16 protein-coding genes are annotated in these 17,833 nt (G+C 70.1%); 7 read left to right on the forward strand and 9 right to left on the reverse strand.

The features are described from left to right. Nucleotide 1: 1 nt before the first annotated feature. Together prfB and VKV26_13810 are read left to right on the forward strand one after the other, a co-directional pair. Nucleotides 2–1,064, forward strand: a protein-coding gene (gene prfB, locus VKV26_13805) for a peptide chain release factor 2 (GenBank protein ID HLZ70972.1) whose coding sequence is annotated in 2 segments (ribosomal slippage) — nt 2–13 and nt 15–1,064 — 1,062 coding nt in all. Because the reading frame shifts where the segments join, the coding sequence is not laid out codon by codon here. A gap of 52 nt (nt 1,065–1,116) precedes the next feature. Next, entirely contained in the window at nt 1,117–2,550 is a 1,434-nt protein-coding gene (locus VKV26_13810) for a peptidase MA family metallohydrolase (GenBank protein ID HLZ70973.1), read from the forward strand. A gap of 21 nt (nt 2,551–2,571) precedes the next feature. On the opposite strand, the gene VKV26_13815 is transcribed toward VKV26_13810, so the two are convergent. Genes VKV26_13815 through VKV26_13840 form a run of 6 tightly spaced genes read right to left on the reverse strand, consistent with a single transcriptional unit; the run spans nt 2,572 to nt 7,797 of the window. Beyond that, the gene (locus tag VKV26_13815) at nt 2,572–3,345 is read right to left on the reverse strand and encodes a thioredoxin family protein (GenBank protein HLZ70974.1); all 774 of its coding nucleotides are present in this window, start codon (nt 3,343–3,345) and stop codon (nt 2,572–2,574) included. Nucleotides 3,346–3,384: 39 nt separating this feature from the next. Further along, a complete protein-coding gene (locus tag VKV26_13820; protein ID HLZ70975.1) occupies nt 3,385–4,008 on the reverse strand; it encodes a CDP-alcohol phosphatidyltransferase family protein in 624 nt (207 codons plus the stop codon). Between the two features lie 33 nt (nt 4,009–4,041). Continuing rightward, the gene (locus VKV26_13825) at nt 4,042–5,196 is read right to left on the reverse strand and encodes a glycosyltransferase family 4 protein (protein HLZ70976.1); all 1,155 of its coding nucleotides are present in this window, start codon (nt 5,194–5,196) and stop codon (nt 4,042–4,044) included. Next, nucleotides 5,193–5,948, reverse strand: coding sequence for a CehA/McbA family metallohydrolase (locus VKV26_13830; protein ID HLZ70977.1), 756 nt, complete (start codon nt 5,946–5,948; stop codon nt 5,193–5,195). Before VKV26_13830 ends, VKV26_13825 begins: the two co-directional genes overlap by 4 nt. Beyond that, the gene (locus VKV26_13835) at nt 5,945–6,904 is read right to left on the reverse strand and encodes a lysophospholipid acyltransferase family protein (GenBank protein HLZ70978.1); all 960 of its coding nucleotides are present in this window, start codon (nt 6,902–6,904) and stop codon (nt 5,945–5,947) included. The genes VKV26_13830 and VKV26_13835 overlap by 4 nt, the downstream gene beginning before the upstream one ends. Beyond that, complete coding sequence (locus VKV26_13840) at nt 6,901–7,797, reverse strand: lysophospholipid acyltransferase family protein (GenBank protein ID HLZ70979.1); 897 nt, start codon at nt 7,795–7,797, stop codon at nt 6,901–6,903. Before VKV26_13840 ends, VKV26_13835 begins: the two co-directional genes overlap by 4 nt. Nucleotides 7,798–8,086: 289 nt before the next feature. On the opposite strand from VKV26_13840, the gene VKV26_13845 reads away from it, so the two are divergent. Both VKV26_13845 and VKV26_13850 read left to right on the forward strand, forming a co-directional pair. After that, a complete protein-coding gene (locus VKV26_13845; GenBank protein ID HLZ70980.1) occupies nt 8,087–9,418 on the forward strand; it encodes an acetyl-CoA hydrolase/transferase C-terminal domain-containing protein in 1,332 nt (443 codons plus the stop codon). 512 nt (nt 9,419–9,930) lie between these two features. After that, complete coding sequence (locus VKV26_13850) at nt 9,931–10,071, forward strand: hypothetical protein (GenBank protein HLZ70981.1); 141 nt, start codon at nt 9,931–9,933, stop codon at nt 10,069–10,071. 70 nt (nt 10,072–10,141) lie between these two features. Here VKV26_13850 and VKV26_13855 read toward each other — a convergent pair whose 3' ends face one another. Both VKV26_13855 and VKV26_13860 read right to left on the reverse strand, forming a co-directional pair. Then, entirely contained in the window at nt 10,142–10,741 is a 600-nt protein-coding gene (locus tag VKV26_13855; protein HLZ70982.1) for a molybdenum cofactor guanylyltransferase, read from the reverse strand. A 231-nt stretch (nt 10,742–10,972) separates the two neighbouring features. Next, entirely contained in the window at nt 10,973–11,311 is a 339-nt protein-coding gene (locus VKV26_13860) for a metal-sulfur cluster assembly factor (GenBank protein ID HLZ70983.1), read from the reverse strand. Between the two features lie 199 nt (nt 11,312–11,510). Between VKV26_13860 and VKV26_13865 the strand changes: the two genes are divergently transcribed. Beyond that, complete coding sequence (locus VKV26_13865; GenBank protein HLZ70984.1) at nt 11,511–14,762, forward strand: GAF domain-containing protein; 3,252 nt, start codon at nt 11,511–11,513, stop codon at nt 14,760–14,762. A 56-nt stretch (nt 14,763–14,818) separates the two neighbouring features. Further along, nucleotides 14,819–16,990: a CHAD domain-containing protein gene (locus VKV26_13870; GenBank protein ID HLZ70985.1), complete on the forward strand. Its 2,172-nt coding sequence runs from the start codon at nt 14,819–14,821 to the stop codon at nt 16,988–16,990. Nucleotides 16,991–17,021: 31 nt separating this feature from the next. Here the strand turns inward: VKV26_13870 and VKV26_13875 are convergent, their stop codons facing one another. Next, nucleotides 17,022–17,258 (reverse strand): hypothetical protein, encoded by a 237-nt coding sequence (locus tag VKV26_13875; GenBank protein HLZ70986.1) that lies wholly within the window; start codon nt 17,256–17,258, stop codon nt 17,022–17,024. A gap of 131 nt (nt 17,259–17,389) precedes the next feature. On the opposite strand from VKV26_13875, the gene VKV26_13880 reads away from it, so the two are divergent. Next, nucleotides 17,390–17,833, forward strand: a 444-nt coding sequence (locus VKV26_13880) for an alpha/beta hydrolase (GenBank protein HLZ70987.1), incomplete at its 3' end; no start/stop codon positions are given.

A 17,833-nucleotide genomic window follows, 5' to 3' on the forward strand; every position in this document is an offset into this window, starting at 1 on the left:
CATGGTGCGTCTTTGACCTGGCCGGACGAGAGAAGCAGGCGGCTGCGCTCGAAGCGCAGAGCGCCGAGCCCAGCTTCTGGGACGATCCGCAGTCCGCGCAGCAGACTATGCGCCGGCTCGCGGATCTGCGCGGCTCGATCGAGCCATGGACGGCGGCGCGCGCCAGGGCAACGGAGCTGCTGGAGCTGACCGATCTCGCCATCGAAGAAGGCGATGAGAGCGTCGCTGCCGATGTGCGCGCCGACGCCGAGACGTTGGCCGGCAGGGTGGACGAGCTGGAATTCGAACTGATGCTCGGCGGCGATTACGACGATCACAACGCGATCCTCGCGGTGCACGCCGGCGCCGGCGGCACCGAATCGCAGGACTGGGCGGAGATGCTGCTGCGCATGTTTCTGCGCTGGGCCGAGCGGCGCGGCTTCAGCGCCGAGGTGCTGAGCCTAACGCCCGGCGAAGAGGCCGGGATCAAGAGCGCGACGGTGGAGATCGACGGCCGCTATGCCTACGGCTACCTGCGCTCCGAGCGCGGCGTACACCGGCTCGTGCGCCTCTCGCCCTTCGACTCGGCGCACGCCCGGCATACGTCGTTCGCGCTGGTCGAAGTGATGCCAGCGATCGAGAACGAGATCGAGGTGCAGATCAATCCCGACGACCTGCGCGTCGACGTGTTCAACGCCAGCGGCCACGGCGGGCAGAACGTGCAGAAGAACGCCACCGCGATCCGCATCACGCATCTGCCCACGGGCAAAGTTGTGACCTGCCAGAACGAGCGGTCGCAGCACCGCAACCGCGAGTCGGCGATGAAGGTCCTGCGCGCCTGGTTGCTGGAGCAGGAGCTGGAGCGGCAGGTAGCAGAGCGGGCGCAGCTCAAGGGCGAGCACGTGGCGGCGGGCTGGGGCAACCAGATCCGCAGTTACGTGCTGCATCCCTACAAGCTGGTGAAGGATCTGCGCTCCGGCTACGAAACGAGCGATCCGGCCGCAGTGCTCGAAGGCGACCTCGATCCGCTGATGCGGGCGTTTTTGCGCTGGGACATCGGGAACTCGGGTGGGGCGGCGGCGTGATCGCGGCCCGCGTAGTTGAGCGGGCCGTGGGCAACGGGCGGAGGGATGGGCGGTGGAACACAGTGAACATCGCGCGGCGCCGAAGACCGGGCAGCCGCTTCGGATAGGATTGCTGGGCCTTGCCGTGGCGCTGCTCACCGTGCTGGCGGGCGGCGCGACGCTGGCACGACCGGCCGCGGTGCGGGCCGACGATCCGCTGACGGTCAACGGCACGCCGTCGGTGCAGAATAGCTTCCCCAACGAGATGGTGTTCAACATCGACGCCGCCTCAGCGGCCGGCAATGTCACGGACGTCCAGTTGCACTACACGCTCGTCCCCGACCCGAACCAGCACATCGGCCGCGCCGACTTCGACCAGGGGCCGTCAGTGCACGCGCAGTTCCATCTGCGCACCTCGACGAGCCAGGGTTATCTGCCCCCGTTCAAGACGATTCACTACTTCTGGACGCTCGTGGATGCGGCCGGCAACAAGATGCAGACGGACGCTGCCGATTTCATATATGCCGACCCGCGCTTTCCCTTTAAACAGCTCAGCAACGGCAACCTGACGCTGCACTACTACAACGGGACCGACACGGCCGCGCGCAACATCCTCAACATCGGGCGGCAGGCGCTGGACAAGGCGAGCCAGCTCGACGGCGCCCCGCTCGACTTTCCCATCCAGCTCGTCGTCTACGGCAACCAGGCAGAAGTCGCGGCGGCGCTCTCGCACGAGTCGAAGTCGTCCGACCCCAATATCCTGGGCCAGGCCAACGCCCCCGACATCGTCGTTCTGGACGCCGGCGATCTGCGCGGCGCCGAGAACGAGGACACGGTGCGCCACGAGCTGACCCATCTCGTCAACGCCCGTGCTGTGAAGGACGGCGTCGACGGCTCGCTGCCGCTTTGGCTCGACGAGGGCCTCGCCGTGTTCAGCCAGAGCGACCCAGGCGGCTTCCGCGATGCCGTCAATCAGGCGATCGCGCAGGACCAGGTGGTGTCGCTGAAGAACCTCTCGCCCGGCTACCGCGGCTCCAACCCGGACGTGTTCTACGGCGAGGCGTGGAGCCTGACGCGCTTCCTGGTCGGCACGTATGGACCGGACAAAATGGCGAAGCTGCTGGCCGCCTTCAACGCCAGCCAGTCGCCGGACCAGGCGTTCACCGCCATCTACGGTCAGAACCGCGACGGCATCTACAATGCCTGGCGCAAGAGCGTCGGCCTTCCGGCCGCCGCCGTGGCCAGCGGCACGCAGGCGCCGCCGGCGCGCAACGCCGCCGCCGCCGCGCCTGCCCCCTCGGCCGAGAGCGCGGGCGCCGCGAACGCGCAGGGCACCCAGCCGCCGGATACGGCGCCGGTACGCTCCAAGCCCGCGACATCATCGTCCGGTGATACGACCGTGACCGTCGTGCTGGCGGTCGCCGGCGTCGCCATTTTCCTCGCGCTGCTGGCGATTGCGATCACGGGCGGGCTGATGTTGAGTAAGCGCGGGGGGCGGCCTTCTTGACCGGCCGGAAGCGCATTACCGTCAGCGGCCGGGGATGATCAGGCCGCTGGGACGGACGTTCTTGCGCGGGGCTTGTTCCGGCCACGCGAGTGGCGTGGCTTCGCCGCGCGGCGGGGCGGTCAGGGTGCGGCTGGTGGTGGCCTTGACGATCTGCTCGGCGAAGACCTCGGGCTCGACCAGGCCGGGAAAGCCGGCGCGGTCCTCGATCACCGTAAAGGGCACCTGCTGCACGGCGTAGCGATCCGCGAGCCGCGGAAACTCGGCGATCTCGATCACCTCCGCCCTCACCTGCTTGCTCTCGACCGCGAAGGCGAAGGCCGCGGTCATCATCGGCCCGCAGTACTCCGACTCGGGGGAAACGAAGACGCGGACCCGCACCGGCTGATGCAGCCGCTTCAGCAGCTTTGCCGCGCGGGGCGGCAGTTGGGCCTTGTTCTGCGACATCAGCAGCAGCGTCTCGACCAGCGGCGCAAACAGGTAGCTGATCGGGATGCCGTAGAAGGTGATCGGGCGGTTGAGCACGCCGCGGATCACCGTCGCCGGCACACGCTCGATCCCGAGCCGCGTGTCGAGCGCCTTGTCCGCGCCGCGTTCGTGCACGGTCAGGCGCAGCAGCGAACTTACGCGCGCCAGGTCTTCGAGCAGCGCCTGTGCGTCGTTGCAGAACCGGCACTCCTCGCGCCCAGGCACCAGCATCGCCAGCGGCTTCTGCGTGAAGAAGTCCAGCTTGACCGGCTGCTGCAGCCTCTCGGCGAAGATCGCCTTGACCTGGTCGAGCTCCGCAAGCGGAATCACCCCTCTACCCTCATGGCCGCGAGCGGCGGCGCGCTGCCCTCAGTGCGGCACTTCGGCGCCGAGCTGGCCGCGCAGCTTCTGCCAGGCATGGTATAGCCTCTGCACGGCGGTGAGGTTCGTCATCACGGCGAGCAGCCAGACTGTCGCCGGCAGCACCCAGCCCCATCCGGGCCGCCCGGCCAGCAACAGCGCGCCGGCGAGCAGGAGGACGCGCTCGCTGCGAGTGAAGATGCCCTCGTTCAACTGCTGGCCGATCGCCTCAACGCGTGCCTTCACGTAGCTCGTCTGGATCGAGCCGGTGATCGCGGCGAAAAGCAGGAGCGGCTGCACGCGGTCGCCTTGCGCGACATAATACGCCAGCAGGCCGAACAGATTGGCCGCCTCGGCGTAGCGGTCCGCGGTCGCGTCGAAGACGGAGCCGAACAGCGAGGACTCTCCTGTAGCCCGTGCGACGGCGCCGTCGAGCAGATCCAGGGCGCCGCCCGCCAGGATCAGGCCGCCGCCCGCCGCAAAGTTGCCGGTCGCGATGGCGGCGCCGGCAAGGACATTGAGCGCGAGGCCGCCCGCGGTGATCATGTCCGGCGTCATGCCGGTGCGGGCGATCACTTTGGCCACCGGGTCGGCGTAGCGCCGCGGAATGGCGTGAGGGATGAGCGAGGGCACGCGCACCTCCTGGGTCCGCCGGCATGCCGGGCGCTAGCTCTGCGGTCCCGGGCAGACCTTGCCGGGATGGATGCCGCGCTCGTACAGCAGCCGTTCGTAGTATGAGAGCACCTTGTGAGCGATGCGGTCCCAGCTGTACTGCTGAGCGCTCAAGCGGGCGCGCTCGGCCATCTCGTGGCGGGCGCGGTCGTCGGCGAGCAGGTGCACCAGCGCCAGCGCCAGCCCCTCCGAGTCCTGGGGGCGGGTCAGGCGCCCCTCAACCTCGTCGGTGATCACGGAGGCGTAGCCCTCGATGTTGCTGGCCACCAGCGGCTTGCCCGCCGCCATCGCCTCCAGCAGCACGTACCCCTGGCTTTCGTTGCCGGTGGCGGGAAAGCAACACACGTCCGCCGAGTGATAGTAGCGCGGGATGTCGGCGTCGCTCACATACCCCGTGAAGATGACGTCCGCCAGCTCGTGCTTGCGCACATAGCGCTCGTAGCCCTCGCGCAGGCGCCCGTCGCCGACGATCACGAGGCGGGTGTTGGGCAGCTCGCCCTTGATCAGCGGATAGGCGCGCAGCAGGTAGGCCAGGCCCTTGCGCTTTTCCATGCGCCCGACGAAGAGAATGTTGCGCTTGCCGTCACAGAGCTGCGGCAGCGGCCGCGGCTCGCCGCTGAACGGCGTCAGGTCGACGCCGTTGGGAATGATATTGAAGTAGCCGGCGAAGTAGCGGCTGACCAGGTGCTCGGCCGCGGGCGAGACGGCGATCTTGCCGTCAAGCCGGCGGTAGTAGCGCCGCAAGAGCGTGCGCGTGTAGGAGTAGAGGCGGTTGCCGCCCTCTTTGGCCGCGTGGAATGTGCCGACATTGACGGTTTCAGAATGGCGAAGGAACTGGATCGGCAACACGGGCATCAAGGGCTCGTGCACATGCACGACGTCGAAGCGCTCCTCGCTCAACACCTCTTTCACGCGGCCGCTGAGGCGCAGGTTCAGGGCGATGCGCGCCACCGAGCCGCTGGCGGGAATGGAGCGCGGCTTGCCGATCACAATCGTGCCGCGCGGCGCCGGCGCCAGCTCGTCCGACGATGGTCCGATGATCCTCGTCTCGTGGCCCAAAGCCGCGAAATTCTGCGCGAGGCGCGTGATGTGCGTGTTGACGCCGCCCGGCACGGCGAGGTCGTAGGGTGAGACGAGGGCGATCTTCACGATCCGCGCACTCCCGCGGCCATACGGCCGAGGACTTTGCTCGGCGTCGCCCACAGCGCTCGCGCGGTTTGCCGCGCGATCTGGCCGGCGCCGATCTCGCGCAGTCCGATGTGGCGGCCGAAGGCCGCACTGGTCGCGCCGCTCTCGATCGCACGGCGCAGATCCGCGGCGCTGGAACCCGGAAAGCGGGTGAAGGCCGACCCGATCACCGGCAGATAGTGCGCGTCGCTGCCGCCCACTGGCGCCAGGTGCAGGCGCTCGCGGTTCAGCCCCGCGGCCCGTCGCCGGCTGATCCTGCCCGCCGGCGACGGGTTGGCCAGCTCGATGCCGTCGAACCACAGCCCATCCGCCCGCCGCGCCAGCACCCGCTCGATGCCGTGCCGCCCCAGGCTGCGCGTCAGCGGGCTGAGCGGATGCGGGATCACGGCCAGGCCGCCCTGCGCGTGAATGCGATCCAGTGTTTTCGCCAGCGAGCGGAAGCTCGGCACGCGCTCCTCGATGAAGAGGGCGAGCAGGTGTCCCTCGAGCGTGGTCACTTCCATGCCCGGCACGAAGGCGAAGCCGTAGCCGCGCCCGGCGTGCAGCTCGCGCGCCCGCAGCGCCGGGGCAAGGTCGTCGTGGTCGGTGATCGCAATCGCGCTCAGGCCGCGGCTCGCCGCCTCTGCCAGCACCGCCGCGGGCGTGCCCATGCCGTCGCTGCCCGTGGTGTGGACGTGGAGGTCGGCGGTGCCCGTCGTCGCGCTGGCGCTCAACCCTGCCCCTCCCGACCAGCGGCGGACGGCCGCTCGGCTTCAGTATACGCTCCGTCCACGGCCGCGGCCGGGGTGACGAACCACGGCTCAAGCACCAGCCATTGCTCCGGATGCGCCCGCAAATAGGGGAGATAACGCCGCAGCAGGGCGGCCAGCGCCGCGCGCTGCGCCTCGGGCGCCCGCAGCGTGCGCTCGATCGTGATCGGCGGCAGGAAGATGGCGCGCGTGCCGCGCCGCGTCCACTGCGCGATGGCCGGGATGATCGGGGCGCCGCTGGCGCGGGCCAGATCGATCACGCCCGTTGGCGCCCGCACACTGCCGCCGGCGAACGGCACCGCGACGCCCGTGCCGGTGACGTCGCGGTCGATGAGCAAGGCGACGATGCCGCCGGCGCGCAGCGCCTTAAGCAGTGCACGCGCCCCGGCTACGTCGGCGTATACATAGCGCTGGCCGTGCGCCTCTCGCCACTGCAAAAACAGCGCATTGAGCTGCGGCGGCTGCAACCGCTCGATCATGGCGGTGTAGGACACGCCGCGGACGGCGAAAGCCTGCAGCAGCAGCTCCGTCGGACCGAGGTGAATGCCGGCCACGATCACCCCGTGTCCGGCCGCGCGCGCCGTTTCCACGATCTCGTAGCCTTCGACGGTCATCGCAGCGTGGATGGCGCGGAGATCGCTGACGGGCACGCGCGCCAACTCGACATAATAGCGAACCACGGACCGAAAGGCGCCGATCGCCGCCTGGCGAACGCGGCCCGGCGGCGCTTCGGGCAGCAGGATACGCAGGTTGGTCGAGACCGCCTGGCGCTGAGTCGGCGCCAGCATCCAGGCGAGGCGCCCCGCCAGCGGCGCCAGCAGCCGGCCGCTGGGGCCGCTTCGCTGCAGCACGGCTCCCGCGAGCTGAAAGCCGCGCCAGCGCAGGCTCGCGGCAAGCGGCAGATGGTGGCTGGCGCTCACGTGGCGACGGCGCGGCCGGCCGCAACCGGAGTGCGCCGCGGCCACATGCGGCGGAACATGTACCACTGCTCCGGATGGCGCCGAATCACGCGCTCATGCGCCTGCAAGATGCGCCGGGTAAGCAGCCGAACGTCATGTTCGAGGTCGCCGCTGTTGGGCAACTCGATCTCGAAGTCCGCGATTACCCGCACGCGGTCGCTCCAGGCGTGGCTGCGCAACTGGCTGACCGCGATCACCTTGGCGCCGGTGCGCAGGGCGATGCGGGCGGGTCCGGCGGGCACGCGGATCGGCGCGCCGAAGAACTCGACCTCGATGCCGCCGTCGTCCAGCGGCCGGTCGATCAAGATGGCGAGCGTTTCATTGCGGCGCATCGAGCGGATGATGCCGGTCGCCGCCTTCTCCATCGGGATCAGCTTGACGCCGTGCTTCGTTCGCGCGGCGACCAGATCGTCGTTCAGCCGGCCATGGTCCTGCGTCTCGGCGATGGCGTTGAAGGCGTAGCCGCGCTGCGCCAGCACCGGCCCGCCGAGGTCCCAGTTGCCGAAATGCATGAGCACGAGAATGCAGCCACGGCCCTGCGCCAGCGCGGCGTCGTAGCGCTCCCATGCGTTGAACTCGAAGCGTTCGGCGAGCTGCGGGGCCGTCAGCTCGGGCAGGCGAATGAAGTCGACCAGGTACTTGGCGTAGTTGACGAACGAGCGTCTGGCGATGCGGCGCGCCTGCCGCCGCCGGCCCGACCCGAGTACACGACCCATGTTTGCGCTGGCGTTGGCGCGTTGTTCCGGCATGAAAAGCCAGGCCACGTAGGCGCCCAGCACCGCGCCGGCGTAGGAGAGGCGCAGCGGCGCCCGCACCACCAGCCAGCGCGCCAGGCAGAAGAGCCGGTAGACCACGGCATCGGCTTCCCGCAGCGAATTGCGCGCCGGAGCACGCGCGCCCGATCATAGCGAGCCGGCGCCGGCGCGAACAAATGCCGGGCCCGCGGCGCCGCCTGGGAAGGATACGGCCGCCGCCCCTTCCGAGACCCGCAACCGCTGCTCGTAGCCGATCGCGACACAAGCATCTGTGCCATGATTGGGCCAGGGCCGGCGCTGGCGCCGGTGGCCCGGACGGATGCCGCTCCGGCGGGCAGCCCGGAACGGGTCGGGTGTTGTGCGTAGAGCAAGGCGTGGGAGGCTAAGAGTGAACTGGCAGCAGCGGTACGCGGAGAAGCTGGCGACTCCCGAGCAGGCGGTCAAGCGCATACAGCCCGGAAGCGTGGTCGGCGTGGCGCCGTTCAGCACGACCCCGTACACGCTCTGCGAGGCGCTGATCGCCCGTGTCGAGGCCGGTGATCTGACGAACATCCGTATTGATCACCCGGCAGCGCTGGTCTCCTGGACGCAGCCGAGTCTCGCCGGCCACGTCGAGTTGCACGACAACTACGCTACGCCGCCCAACCGCGCCGCCTGCCACGCCGGCGAGATGGAGTACCTGCCGATCGGTATGTGGCGCAGCTACGAGATGCCCGCCGGCTTCACCGCCGCCCCGGATGTGTACATGGTGCCGGTCTCGCCGCCGGACGCGCAGGGCTATTGCAGCTTTGGCCCGGGGGTGTGGTTCTCCGGCACGCTCTGCCGCAATGCGCGGCTGGTGATCGCCGAGGTGCACGAGGACTTCATTCGCACCGGCGGCGAAAACTACGTGCATATCGATGCGCTCGATCTGCTGGTGGAGGGCACGAAGCCGACCGGCGCCCTGCCGGCGCCGCCAGCTAATCCCGAAGAGATCGCGACCGTGGAGGTGATCTGCACGCTGGTCGCGTCGGAACTGATCAACAACCGCGACACGCTGCAGATGGGCGTGGGCACGGTCTCCTCGGCGCTGGGCCTCTTTCTCGGTGAGAAGGAAGACCTGGGCGTGCAGACGGAGCTGATCACCGGCGGCATCGTCGATCTGGTGGACAAGGGCGTGGTGACGGGCAAGTACAAGAGCATCCACAAATACAAGGTCGTGGGCAGCGCCCTGGTCGCGCTCACGCCGGAGGAGATGCGCCGCATCCACGACAACCCCGTGTTCGAGCTGTACGACTTCGGCTACACTGACGACCTGCGCCGGCTAATCCAGATCGAGAACTTCGTCACGGTGAACAACGCGCTGGTCGTGGACCTGACCGGCCAGGTCTGCGCGGAATCGCTCGGCCACCGCATGTACACCGGCGTGGGCGGGCAAACGGCGTTCATGATCGCCGGCGCCTACTCGCCGGGCGGCAAGTCGGTCAGCGTGGTGCCGTCCAGCTCAGTGCCTTCGGCCACGGGCCAGCGCGTCTCGCGCATCGTGCCGATGCTGGATGCGGGCAGCATAGTCACGGTGCCGCGCACGCTGGTGGACTACGTGGTCACGGAGCAAGGCATCGCGACGCTGCGCGGCAAGACGATCCGGGAACGGGTGCAGGAGATGCTGAGCGTCGCCCATCCCGACTTCCGCGCCGAGCTCGGGCGGCAGGCCAGGGAGCTGTACAGCGTACAGCCGTGACCGCCCTTGCAATCTTGAAAACCTTGACAACGCTGCTGTCAGGAAGTACGATCATGTATCTAGTGGTGGGTGGCTGTTCCGCCGGTGATCGCCGATCGCTCCCGCACGTCGCTTCCGCCTGCACCCCTTGTGTGATCGAACGCACAGGGCGCCGCAACACGCGGCCATCCGCTTTGCCGTCTCCGGCGTAGTATCGCCGAAGGGCGCGGCGAGTTACCGGTTCCGTCGCGTCGCTGAGCATAACTCGCGCAGATCTGCAAGATACTTCGCAGGCCTTAAGCAGATCTTAATGCGCCGGACGTACGATGGGGTAGCCACAGAGGCTTCGCGGCGCGGGGGCGGTGCGGGTGTGGTGGATCTGCGAAGCCGGCTCTGTTGTTCTTTCACTGGTTGCACGCGATCGACCCACTCCCCGCCTGGCGGGGTCGCGAACAACCGGCGTTCTACCGGGCGAACCGGGTCGAGGTGCGGTGATGTTGTTCCTCAAAGCGTGTCCACGGTGTCGTGGCGACATGACCAACAATGCGGCGGATCCAGGCGAGCGCGCCTGCCTGCAGTGCGGCTACGTGACCTACCCCACGCCGCCGCTGCCGTTCGTGCGCGAGCGCAGCGGTCAGTCCAGCCGCTCGCGCAAAGCCAAGCAGGTCGCCTAGCCGGGGACGCGATCACGGTTGAGAGGGCGGGCGCCGGTGGGCCTCCGCCCTCTCGGCGCGCTTGGATTGTTCAGCCATGCGGATCGCCCCGCAGCTCGGCAAGCGCCGCCTGCCACAGTTCGGGCGTGTTGACGTTGTCGAACGAGCGCAGGCCGGGGTCAAAGGCGCGCAGCTCGGCCTCTTCGACGCGGCGCACGCGCACCTGCGGGAAGAAGCGGTCGATCTTGTAGTCGCCGGCGGCGATCTGCGCCTCGATCGGCGGCAGGCAGCCGGGGCCATAGACGGCGTGTAACTGCTGTCCGCGGCCGGCTACCACCGGCAACACCACGTCGGCCTGCGTGGCGAAGGCGGCGAGCTGGCCGAGCAGCGTTGTGTTCAGGAACGGCATGTCCACCGCAACCGCGAGCACGTGACTGCCGGGCCGGGCGCGCAGTGCCGTGGCGATGCCGCCGAGCGGCCCGATCCCCGGCCAGACGTCCTTGACCACCGCCACGCCGGGCGCTTGTCTGGCCCGTTCCGGCGGGCCGACGATCAGCAGAGAATCCGTCGCGGGGCGCAGGGCGGCCAGGGTGCGGAGCAGCAGCGTTTGTCCGCCCAGCTCCAACAGGGCCTTATCGCGGCCGAAGCGGGCGCTGCGTCCGCCGGCAAGCACCACACCGACGACGGGCATCTTGCGATCCTTGCTGCAAGGGCGTTTACTTCCCGTATGCACGGCCGCGCGCCGCGCCGCCGGCCTGCGAGCCGTTTGCCCATCCGAGTGTTGAGGTGAGGGGTATGCCAGACAAAGGGAAGAGCGGACCAAAGGGCAAAGGCGGCGCCAAGCCGCCGCCCGGCAAGACCGGGAAGGGCAAGAAGTAGGCAACGAGGCGCCCGGCAAAGGATGGGCGCCTCGCTGTTTCCCCTACCAGATGCCGAGCATCATCTTCACGTCTTCGGACGCCATCGTGCGCGGATCCCACGGCGGATTGAACGTGATCTTCACATCCACGTCCTTGACGCCCGGTAGATCCTTAAGCACGGCATAGGCCTGCCCCTGGATCAGGCCACCCAGCGGGCAGCCGGGGCTGGTCAGCGTCATCGTCACCTCGATCGTGCTGGTCTCCGGGATGAACTCCGCGCCGTAGACCAGGCCGAGATCGATGATGCTCATGCGCAGCTCCGGGTCCTCGACGATCTTCAGCCGCTCCATGATCTCGTCGACGCTCGGTTCTGCGGCGGTGGAGACTGGTTTCTCTGCCATTCCGTCCTTCTCCTGAACCGTCGGGGTCGTGCCGTCGGTTCGGCTGCCCCCATCGTAGCAGCGATCGCATGCAGCGGGGATCGCCGCCCCTTGCGCGGCGGCGGTGCGCCCGCGTTCGCCGCGTACGGGCCAAGGTTCGGCACCGTATACTGTGCAGAGCGGACCGCGGGTTGCGGGCGCGCAGGAACGGGAGAGCGCCATGTCGGCTCCCTCGCAATCGCCGCCGCAGGATGCCGCCGCGTGGCTGGCCGCGCTCAACCGCGTGATGGCGCGTGTCTCGGCCCACGCCGACAGCGAGAGCGGTCCGGCGGCGCTGGCGACCGGGCTGCTCGAAGAGTTCGGCGTCGAAGTGGCGCGCATCTACAGCTACGACCCGGGCGACGATGCGCTGCTGCTGCGCGCCCGCGCCAGCCAGCGCTTCCCGCGCACCAGCTTCCCCGATCGCGTGCCGCTGGACACGGTGGAGGCGCCGATCGTGCGCGCCGTGCGTGCGCGCGAGCCGCTGATCCTCGACCCGATCCGCGAAGGCGACGTGCTCCAGAATCGCGAACTGTTCGCCCGGGCGGGCCTGATCAGCTACGCCGGCTTTCCACTTGCGGTTGGCGGGCGGCTGGTCGGGGCGATGTCGATGTTCCTGAGCACCCCCTGGCCGCCGGCGATGCTAGACGCCGTGCGCGTGCTGGCCCAGCAGGCGGCGCTCGCGCTCGACCACACCCGCCTGATCGAGGAGACGCACGCGCTGCAGGGCATCGCCGCCGACCTGGCCACCTCGCGCGAGACCGAGACGTTGATGAACGAGCTGGTTGAGCGCGCCGCCGCCGTGTTCGGCGCCGATGCCTCCGCCGTGTGGATGTTCGACGATCGCGGCAACTTCCGCACGCGCGCCAGCCGGGGCCTGCCCGCGCCGCTCCTGCGCTTGTTGGAGGTCAACACGCCGCCGGCGCACGCCTTCTTTGAACAGATCCGGCGCAATGACCGGCCGCAGTTCTTCGCCGATTACCCGGCGGTGCTTGAGAGAGCCGACCCGAAGATCGGCCGCGCGGTGACAGAATCCGGCATTCGCAGCGCCCTACGGCTGCCGCTGTTCGAGGCCGGCGGCAGCGTGCACGGCGTGCTCACGCTCTATCACCACCGCGTGCGTAGCTACAGCGCCAGCGAAATGCAACTGGCGCAGGCCTTTGCCGACCAGATCTCGGTCGCGATTCACAACACGACGCTGGCGGAGCACGAAGCCGCGGCGCGCGCCGCGGCCACGCGCCAGCTCGACCGCCTGACCACGCTCGCAGGTATCGGCGAACAACTGCTGGCCACCTCCGACGCTGACGCCGTGCTGCGCGTGGTGGCCGAGGCGGCGGTGCGGCTGTCGGGGGCCGGTGCGGCAGTCGTCGCGCTCGTGCAACCGCCCGACAACCGCCTGGTGACCGCGGCTGTGCACGGAGAGTTCCAGACCTGGTTTGCCTCGCTCGGTGAGCCGGTCGTCGATGATGCCTTCTTTGCCGAGACCGTGACGGGGCGGGCGTTCCGGCGCGGCGAGGCCGTGCTGGTGGATGATTTCGCGGCGTTGCCGCTGCCACGCGCTAACCAGTCGCGCATGGCCGCGGCGGGCGTGCGCGCCTTCGTCGCCGCGCCTCTGCGCAAGGCTGGGGTGCCGCTGGGCGTGTTGCTGGCCGCCGACGCCGCGCCCGGTCGATTCGGCGCGGAGGACGCCGCCTTGCTGCAGGCCCTCGCCGACCAGGCAGCCCTGGCGCTTGAGCAGGCGCGGCTGATCGAGGAGTCGCACGCGCTGCAGTTGGTCGCGGCGGAGCTGGCGACCACGCGCGACACCCCCGCCCTGCTTCAGGAGATCGTGCGTCGTTCGCGGGCGGTGCTGGGCGCCGACGCCGCGGCGGTCTGGCTGCTTGACCCCGTTGAAGAGCAGGTGCTGTGCGGCGCCAGCGACGGCCTTCAGCCTGAGCTGATCCGCGCATTCGAGGTGATGGAGGAGAAGTCCTCGGCCACCTACGCGGCGCTGCGACGGGCACGGCGGCCACTGCACATGCGCAATGTGTCGCAGGAGCTGCGGCCGCGATGGAGCGGACTTGCCGGTCTTATGGAGCAGGAGGGCATCGTCAGCACCCTGCGGCTGCCGCTGCTCGCCGCGGGTGGAGAGATCCTCGGCCTGCTGATGCTCTATCACCGGCGCGAGCGCATCTACGGCGAGAACGAGATTCGGCTGGCGGAGGCGTTCGCCGACCAAACCGCGGTGGCCATCTACAACGCGCACCTTGCCGAGCAAGAGCGCCGCGCCCGCGAAACGGCGGCCCGGCAGATCGAGCGGTTGGGGGCGCTCGCCGGCATCACCGAGCGAATGCTCGCCAGCACCGACACCGATGAGGTGTTGCGCATCGTGGCGGACGCCGGTTGGCGGCTGTGCGACGCGGCCGGGGCGATGGTCGGGCTAATGGACGAGCAGCGGCAACGGCTGATTCCGCTGGCCACGACGGGCGAGCCGCGCGCCCTGTTTGACGCGGCCGCCGTGGCAACGCTCAACGAGGAGTTCTACGAGGGTACGGCCACGGGCAGGGCCCTCGCCAGCGGCCAGGCCGTGCGCGTTGATGACTACTCGCTGTGGCCCACTCCGTCCCAGTCGCAGCGCGAGACGGTGGCCGCCGGCGTCCGGGCGTTGATCGCCGCACCACTGCGGCTCGAGGGCACGCCGATCGGCATTCTCTGGGTGAACGACACCCGCCCGCGCAGCTTCGCCGACGGAGACGTGCGCCTGATCCAGGCCCTGGCCGATCAGGCGGCGCTGGCGGTCGAGCGGGCACGTCTGCTGCGCCGCGGTCAGGAGGCGTCGGCGCTGGAGGAGCGCGCCCGCCTGGCGCGCGATCTGCACGACTCGGTTACGCAGTCGGTCTTCAGCCTCGGCATGCTGACGCGGGCAGCGCAGGCGCAGCACGAGAAGGGCTCGGCGCGCCTCAGCTCCACGCTGGAGCGGATCGGCACGCTCGCGGAGGAGGCGCAGCGGGAGATGCGCGCCCTGCTCGTGCAGCTGCGCCCGCCGGGGCTGGACGAAGGACTGGTCGTCGCCCTGGAGCGGCTGGTGGACTCGTTTCGTCTGCGCAGCGACAGCTCCTTCGAGTTTTCGGCCGAGCGCGGCTGCCGGCTGGCGCCGGCGGCCGAGGCCGCCGTCTTTCGTATCGTGCAGGAGGCGCTGGGCAACGCCGTCAAGCACGCCGGCGCGGGCACGATCGAGGTAGATTTGACCGCGATGAACGGCATGCTGACGATCGAGGTGCGGGATGACGGCGAGGGCTTCGACCCGGCCTCTCCGCCGGCGTCCGGCCCGGGGCGCGGCGGCATCGGCATGCGCTCGATGCGTGAGCGGGCGGTCGAGGTCGGCGCGCTGTTGCGCATCGAGAGTGCGCCGGGCGCCGGAACGGCGGTGATCGTGGAGGTTCCGACCGCCTGACCGAATCCCCGGCTCCTCGCGGACGGTCGCACAAGGTCGCTCGCTATACTGTCGGCATGGAGACCGAGGCCAAGTTCAGCTTTCGCGACGCCGCGGCATTCGAAGCGTGGCTCGGCCGTTCCCGGCTCGGACCGTTCTCACTGAACCGCCCCCGCTCGGTCAGCGTGGTCGACGTCTATCTTGACGGCGAGGACTTCGCCTGCCTGCGGGGAGGCTACGCCTGCCGCATTCGCCGGCAGGGCGGCGGGCTGACCGCCACGCTAAAATCGCTCGGGGATCGCGGCCCGGCGCCTGCTGCCGGCGTACGCCGGCGCGACGAGTTCGAGGTAGAGCTGGCGGTCTCGGACGGAGCAAGCGCCGGCGCCGCGCCGGCGACGATCGATCTTCCGCAATGGCTGCAGCCCGAGGCCTGGCCGGGAAGCGCCGCGCGCACGCTGGCCCTGCGGCTGCTCGCCGGCGCCCGTCTGCGCCCGATCGCCAGCGTGCGGCAGGAGCGGCACGAGCGCGACATCTGCGAGGGGACACGCCGCCTCGCCACGCTCAGCCTCGATCGGGTCGAATTCGACCGTGGCCAGCCTGCAATGTTTGAGCTCGAAGCCGAGCTGACGCCTGAGGGCAGCGAGGCCGATCTGGGCGCAATCGTCGCCAGCCTGCGCTCGACCGCCGAATTCACGTCTCAGGCGCGCTCCAAGCTCGAGCGGGCGCTTGCGGGCGTGCCGGGCGTGCCGGCGCTCGACCGCGCCGACGACCGGCGAGACCAGCGCACCGTCGCCATCGCCCGGACACTCACGGCGGCGATCGACCGGCCGGATTTCGCCATCGACAGGCATGAACGCCTGTTGACGGCGATTCTCGAGATTCGGGCGCAGGCACGGTCGTCGCGGCCGGACGACGCGGCGCGGGCGGCGCGTGATCTCGCCGCCGTCGCGCCGCCGCCGGGGCTGGACGCTCACGAGCACGGCGTCCTCGTCGCGGCGCTGGCGCTGCTGAGCCTGACCCGCGACGATCGCGGCCGGCGGCGAGCGCGGCGCCAGCTGCTTGCCGTCGCCGGCGCCGATCCATCGGTTTCCGCGCTCGGCGCTATGCCGCGGCGTCGGGCCCTGGCTCTCGCGGCGTTGACCGCTGCTGCCGAGGCGCTGGCCGAGCGGGAAGGGCGCGGCGGGCGGCTCAGTGCGGTCACCTCGACCGAGCGCACCACGCTGCTGAAGCTGCAATCGCCCGTGGTTGGCGAAATAGCGCACGGCGCGGAGCGCGGGGCCGCGACGCTGTGGCGCGCGGCCTTTGGCCGCCGCCTGCGCTTTCGGGCGTCCGGCGAACCGCCGCGGGGGGTCGGCCTGCGCTTCGACGCCACCCTGGCCGCGAGCGGCCGCAGCCTACTTGCCGCGCAGTTGGCTCGGCTTCGCGGCTTCGAGGCCGCACTGCGCGCCGATCCCTCGGAAGACCAGATCCACGATGCCCGCGTCGCCGTGCGCCGGCTGCGCACACTGCTGCGCGTGTTCCGCCGCGCCTACACCCGCAGGGACGTGCGGGCGATTGATGGCGGCGCGAAGCGGCTGGGCGACGCGCTGGGCGCCGTGCGCGAGCTGGACGTGCTCAGCAAGGCCCTGAGCGCGCAGGCCGCGCGGCAGCACCGGCGCGAGGGCCTGGACGATTTGCTCGCGGTCTGGCGGGCGGAACGGGAAGAGCGGCGCGCCGAACTGGCTGCCCATGTATGCGGGGCGGAGCATGTCGCCTGGCAGCAGCGCATCACGGCGTTTCTCGCTGACACTGCTGCCGGCGAGCGCGGCGCTCGACTCCTCTTCCAGGCGGCGCCGGCGCAGCTTTGGCGCAGCTACGGCGCGGTACGGGCGGCGGGGCGGGATGTGAGCGACCTTACGCTTGACGAGCTGCACGAACTGCGCAAGGTGGTTCGGCGCCTGCGCTATCTGCTTGAGGCGCTGCGAGAGGTCCTGGGCAGCGACGCCGAAGGGACGATCGCCGCGGCCGTCGCCGTGCAGGACGTGCTCGGCGAACTGCACGATGCCGACGTGCTGAACCGTCGCCTGCGCGAGCGATTGGAGGGGGCCGCGCGGGCAAACAGCGGGAACCTACCCGCGGGCCTGGTTGCCGTGTCCGCCGGGATCGCCTCCGAACTTGCGGCGCGGCGCCGAGCGTTCGAGGAAGTCTGGCCGGCCCTGGCGAGCCGGCGCTATCGACGGCGGCTCGGCCGCGCGGTCGCGGCGGTCTGATTCTGGCCGTTCTCCTCCGTGCCGGCCGGGGTTACGGGTCCTCCTCGTGGTGCAGGCGCTCCAGCAGCGCCCGCGCCGCGTCTTCACGGGTGTCGTAGCTGTCGCCAACCAGGACGCCGCGCCAGGCGGCGCGCCAACGGCCGTCTGCCAGCGCGTAGCCCACCGCCCCAATCGGCCGTCCCTGGTGCTTCGCGAGCCACACATCCTCGTGCGAGCCGGGCTCGAAGCTGAATCCGGCTTCGCCACCTGCGCCCGTCCCCGCGTTCATGGCGCTGGCCTCCCGCTGTGTGACATCCGCTCGATCTTACGCTCCTCCGCCCGAGGGATGCGCGTCGGCGCGAGCGTCGGGTCAGTCCTGTATGCTGCAGCGGCAGTGCACAGCCAGCACAGGAGGGTTGCATGGCGCAGAGTGCGACGGCTGAGATCACGCATCGCTTCGTAGAGACGAACGGCATCCGCATGCACCTGGCGGAGGCGGGCCGCGGGCCGCTGGTACTGCTCTGCCACGGCTTCCCCGAGAGCTGGTACTCCTGGCGCCACCAGCTGCACGCCCTCGCCGGCGCCGGCTGCCATGCCGTCGCCCCGGATCTGCGCGGCTACGGCCAGACGGCGCGGCCGCAGGATGCGGCGCAGTACACACAGCTGCACCACGCCGGCGACATGCTGGGCGTGCTGGACGCGCTGGGGGCGCGGCAGGCGGTGATCGTGGGCCACGACTGGGGGGCGCCGCTGGCCTGGCAGACGGCGCTGCTGCGGCCGGAGCGCATCCGCGGCGTGGTGGGCTTGAGCGTGCCCTACACGCCCCGCGCCCCCACGCCCCCCATCGCCGCCCTGCGCGCCGCC

It is taken from the genome of Dehalococcoidia bacterium, from assembly GCA_035310145.1.
Classification (GTDB): domain Bacteria; phylum Chloroflexota; class Dehalococcoidia; order CAUJGQ01; family CAUJGQ01; genus CALFMN01.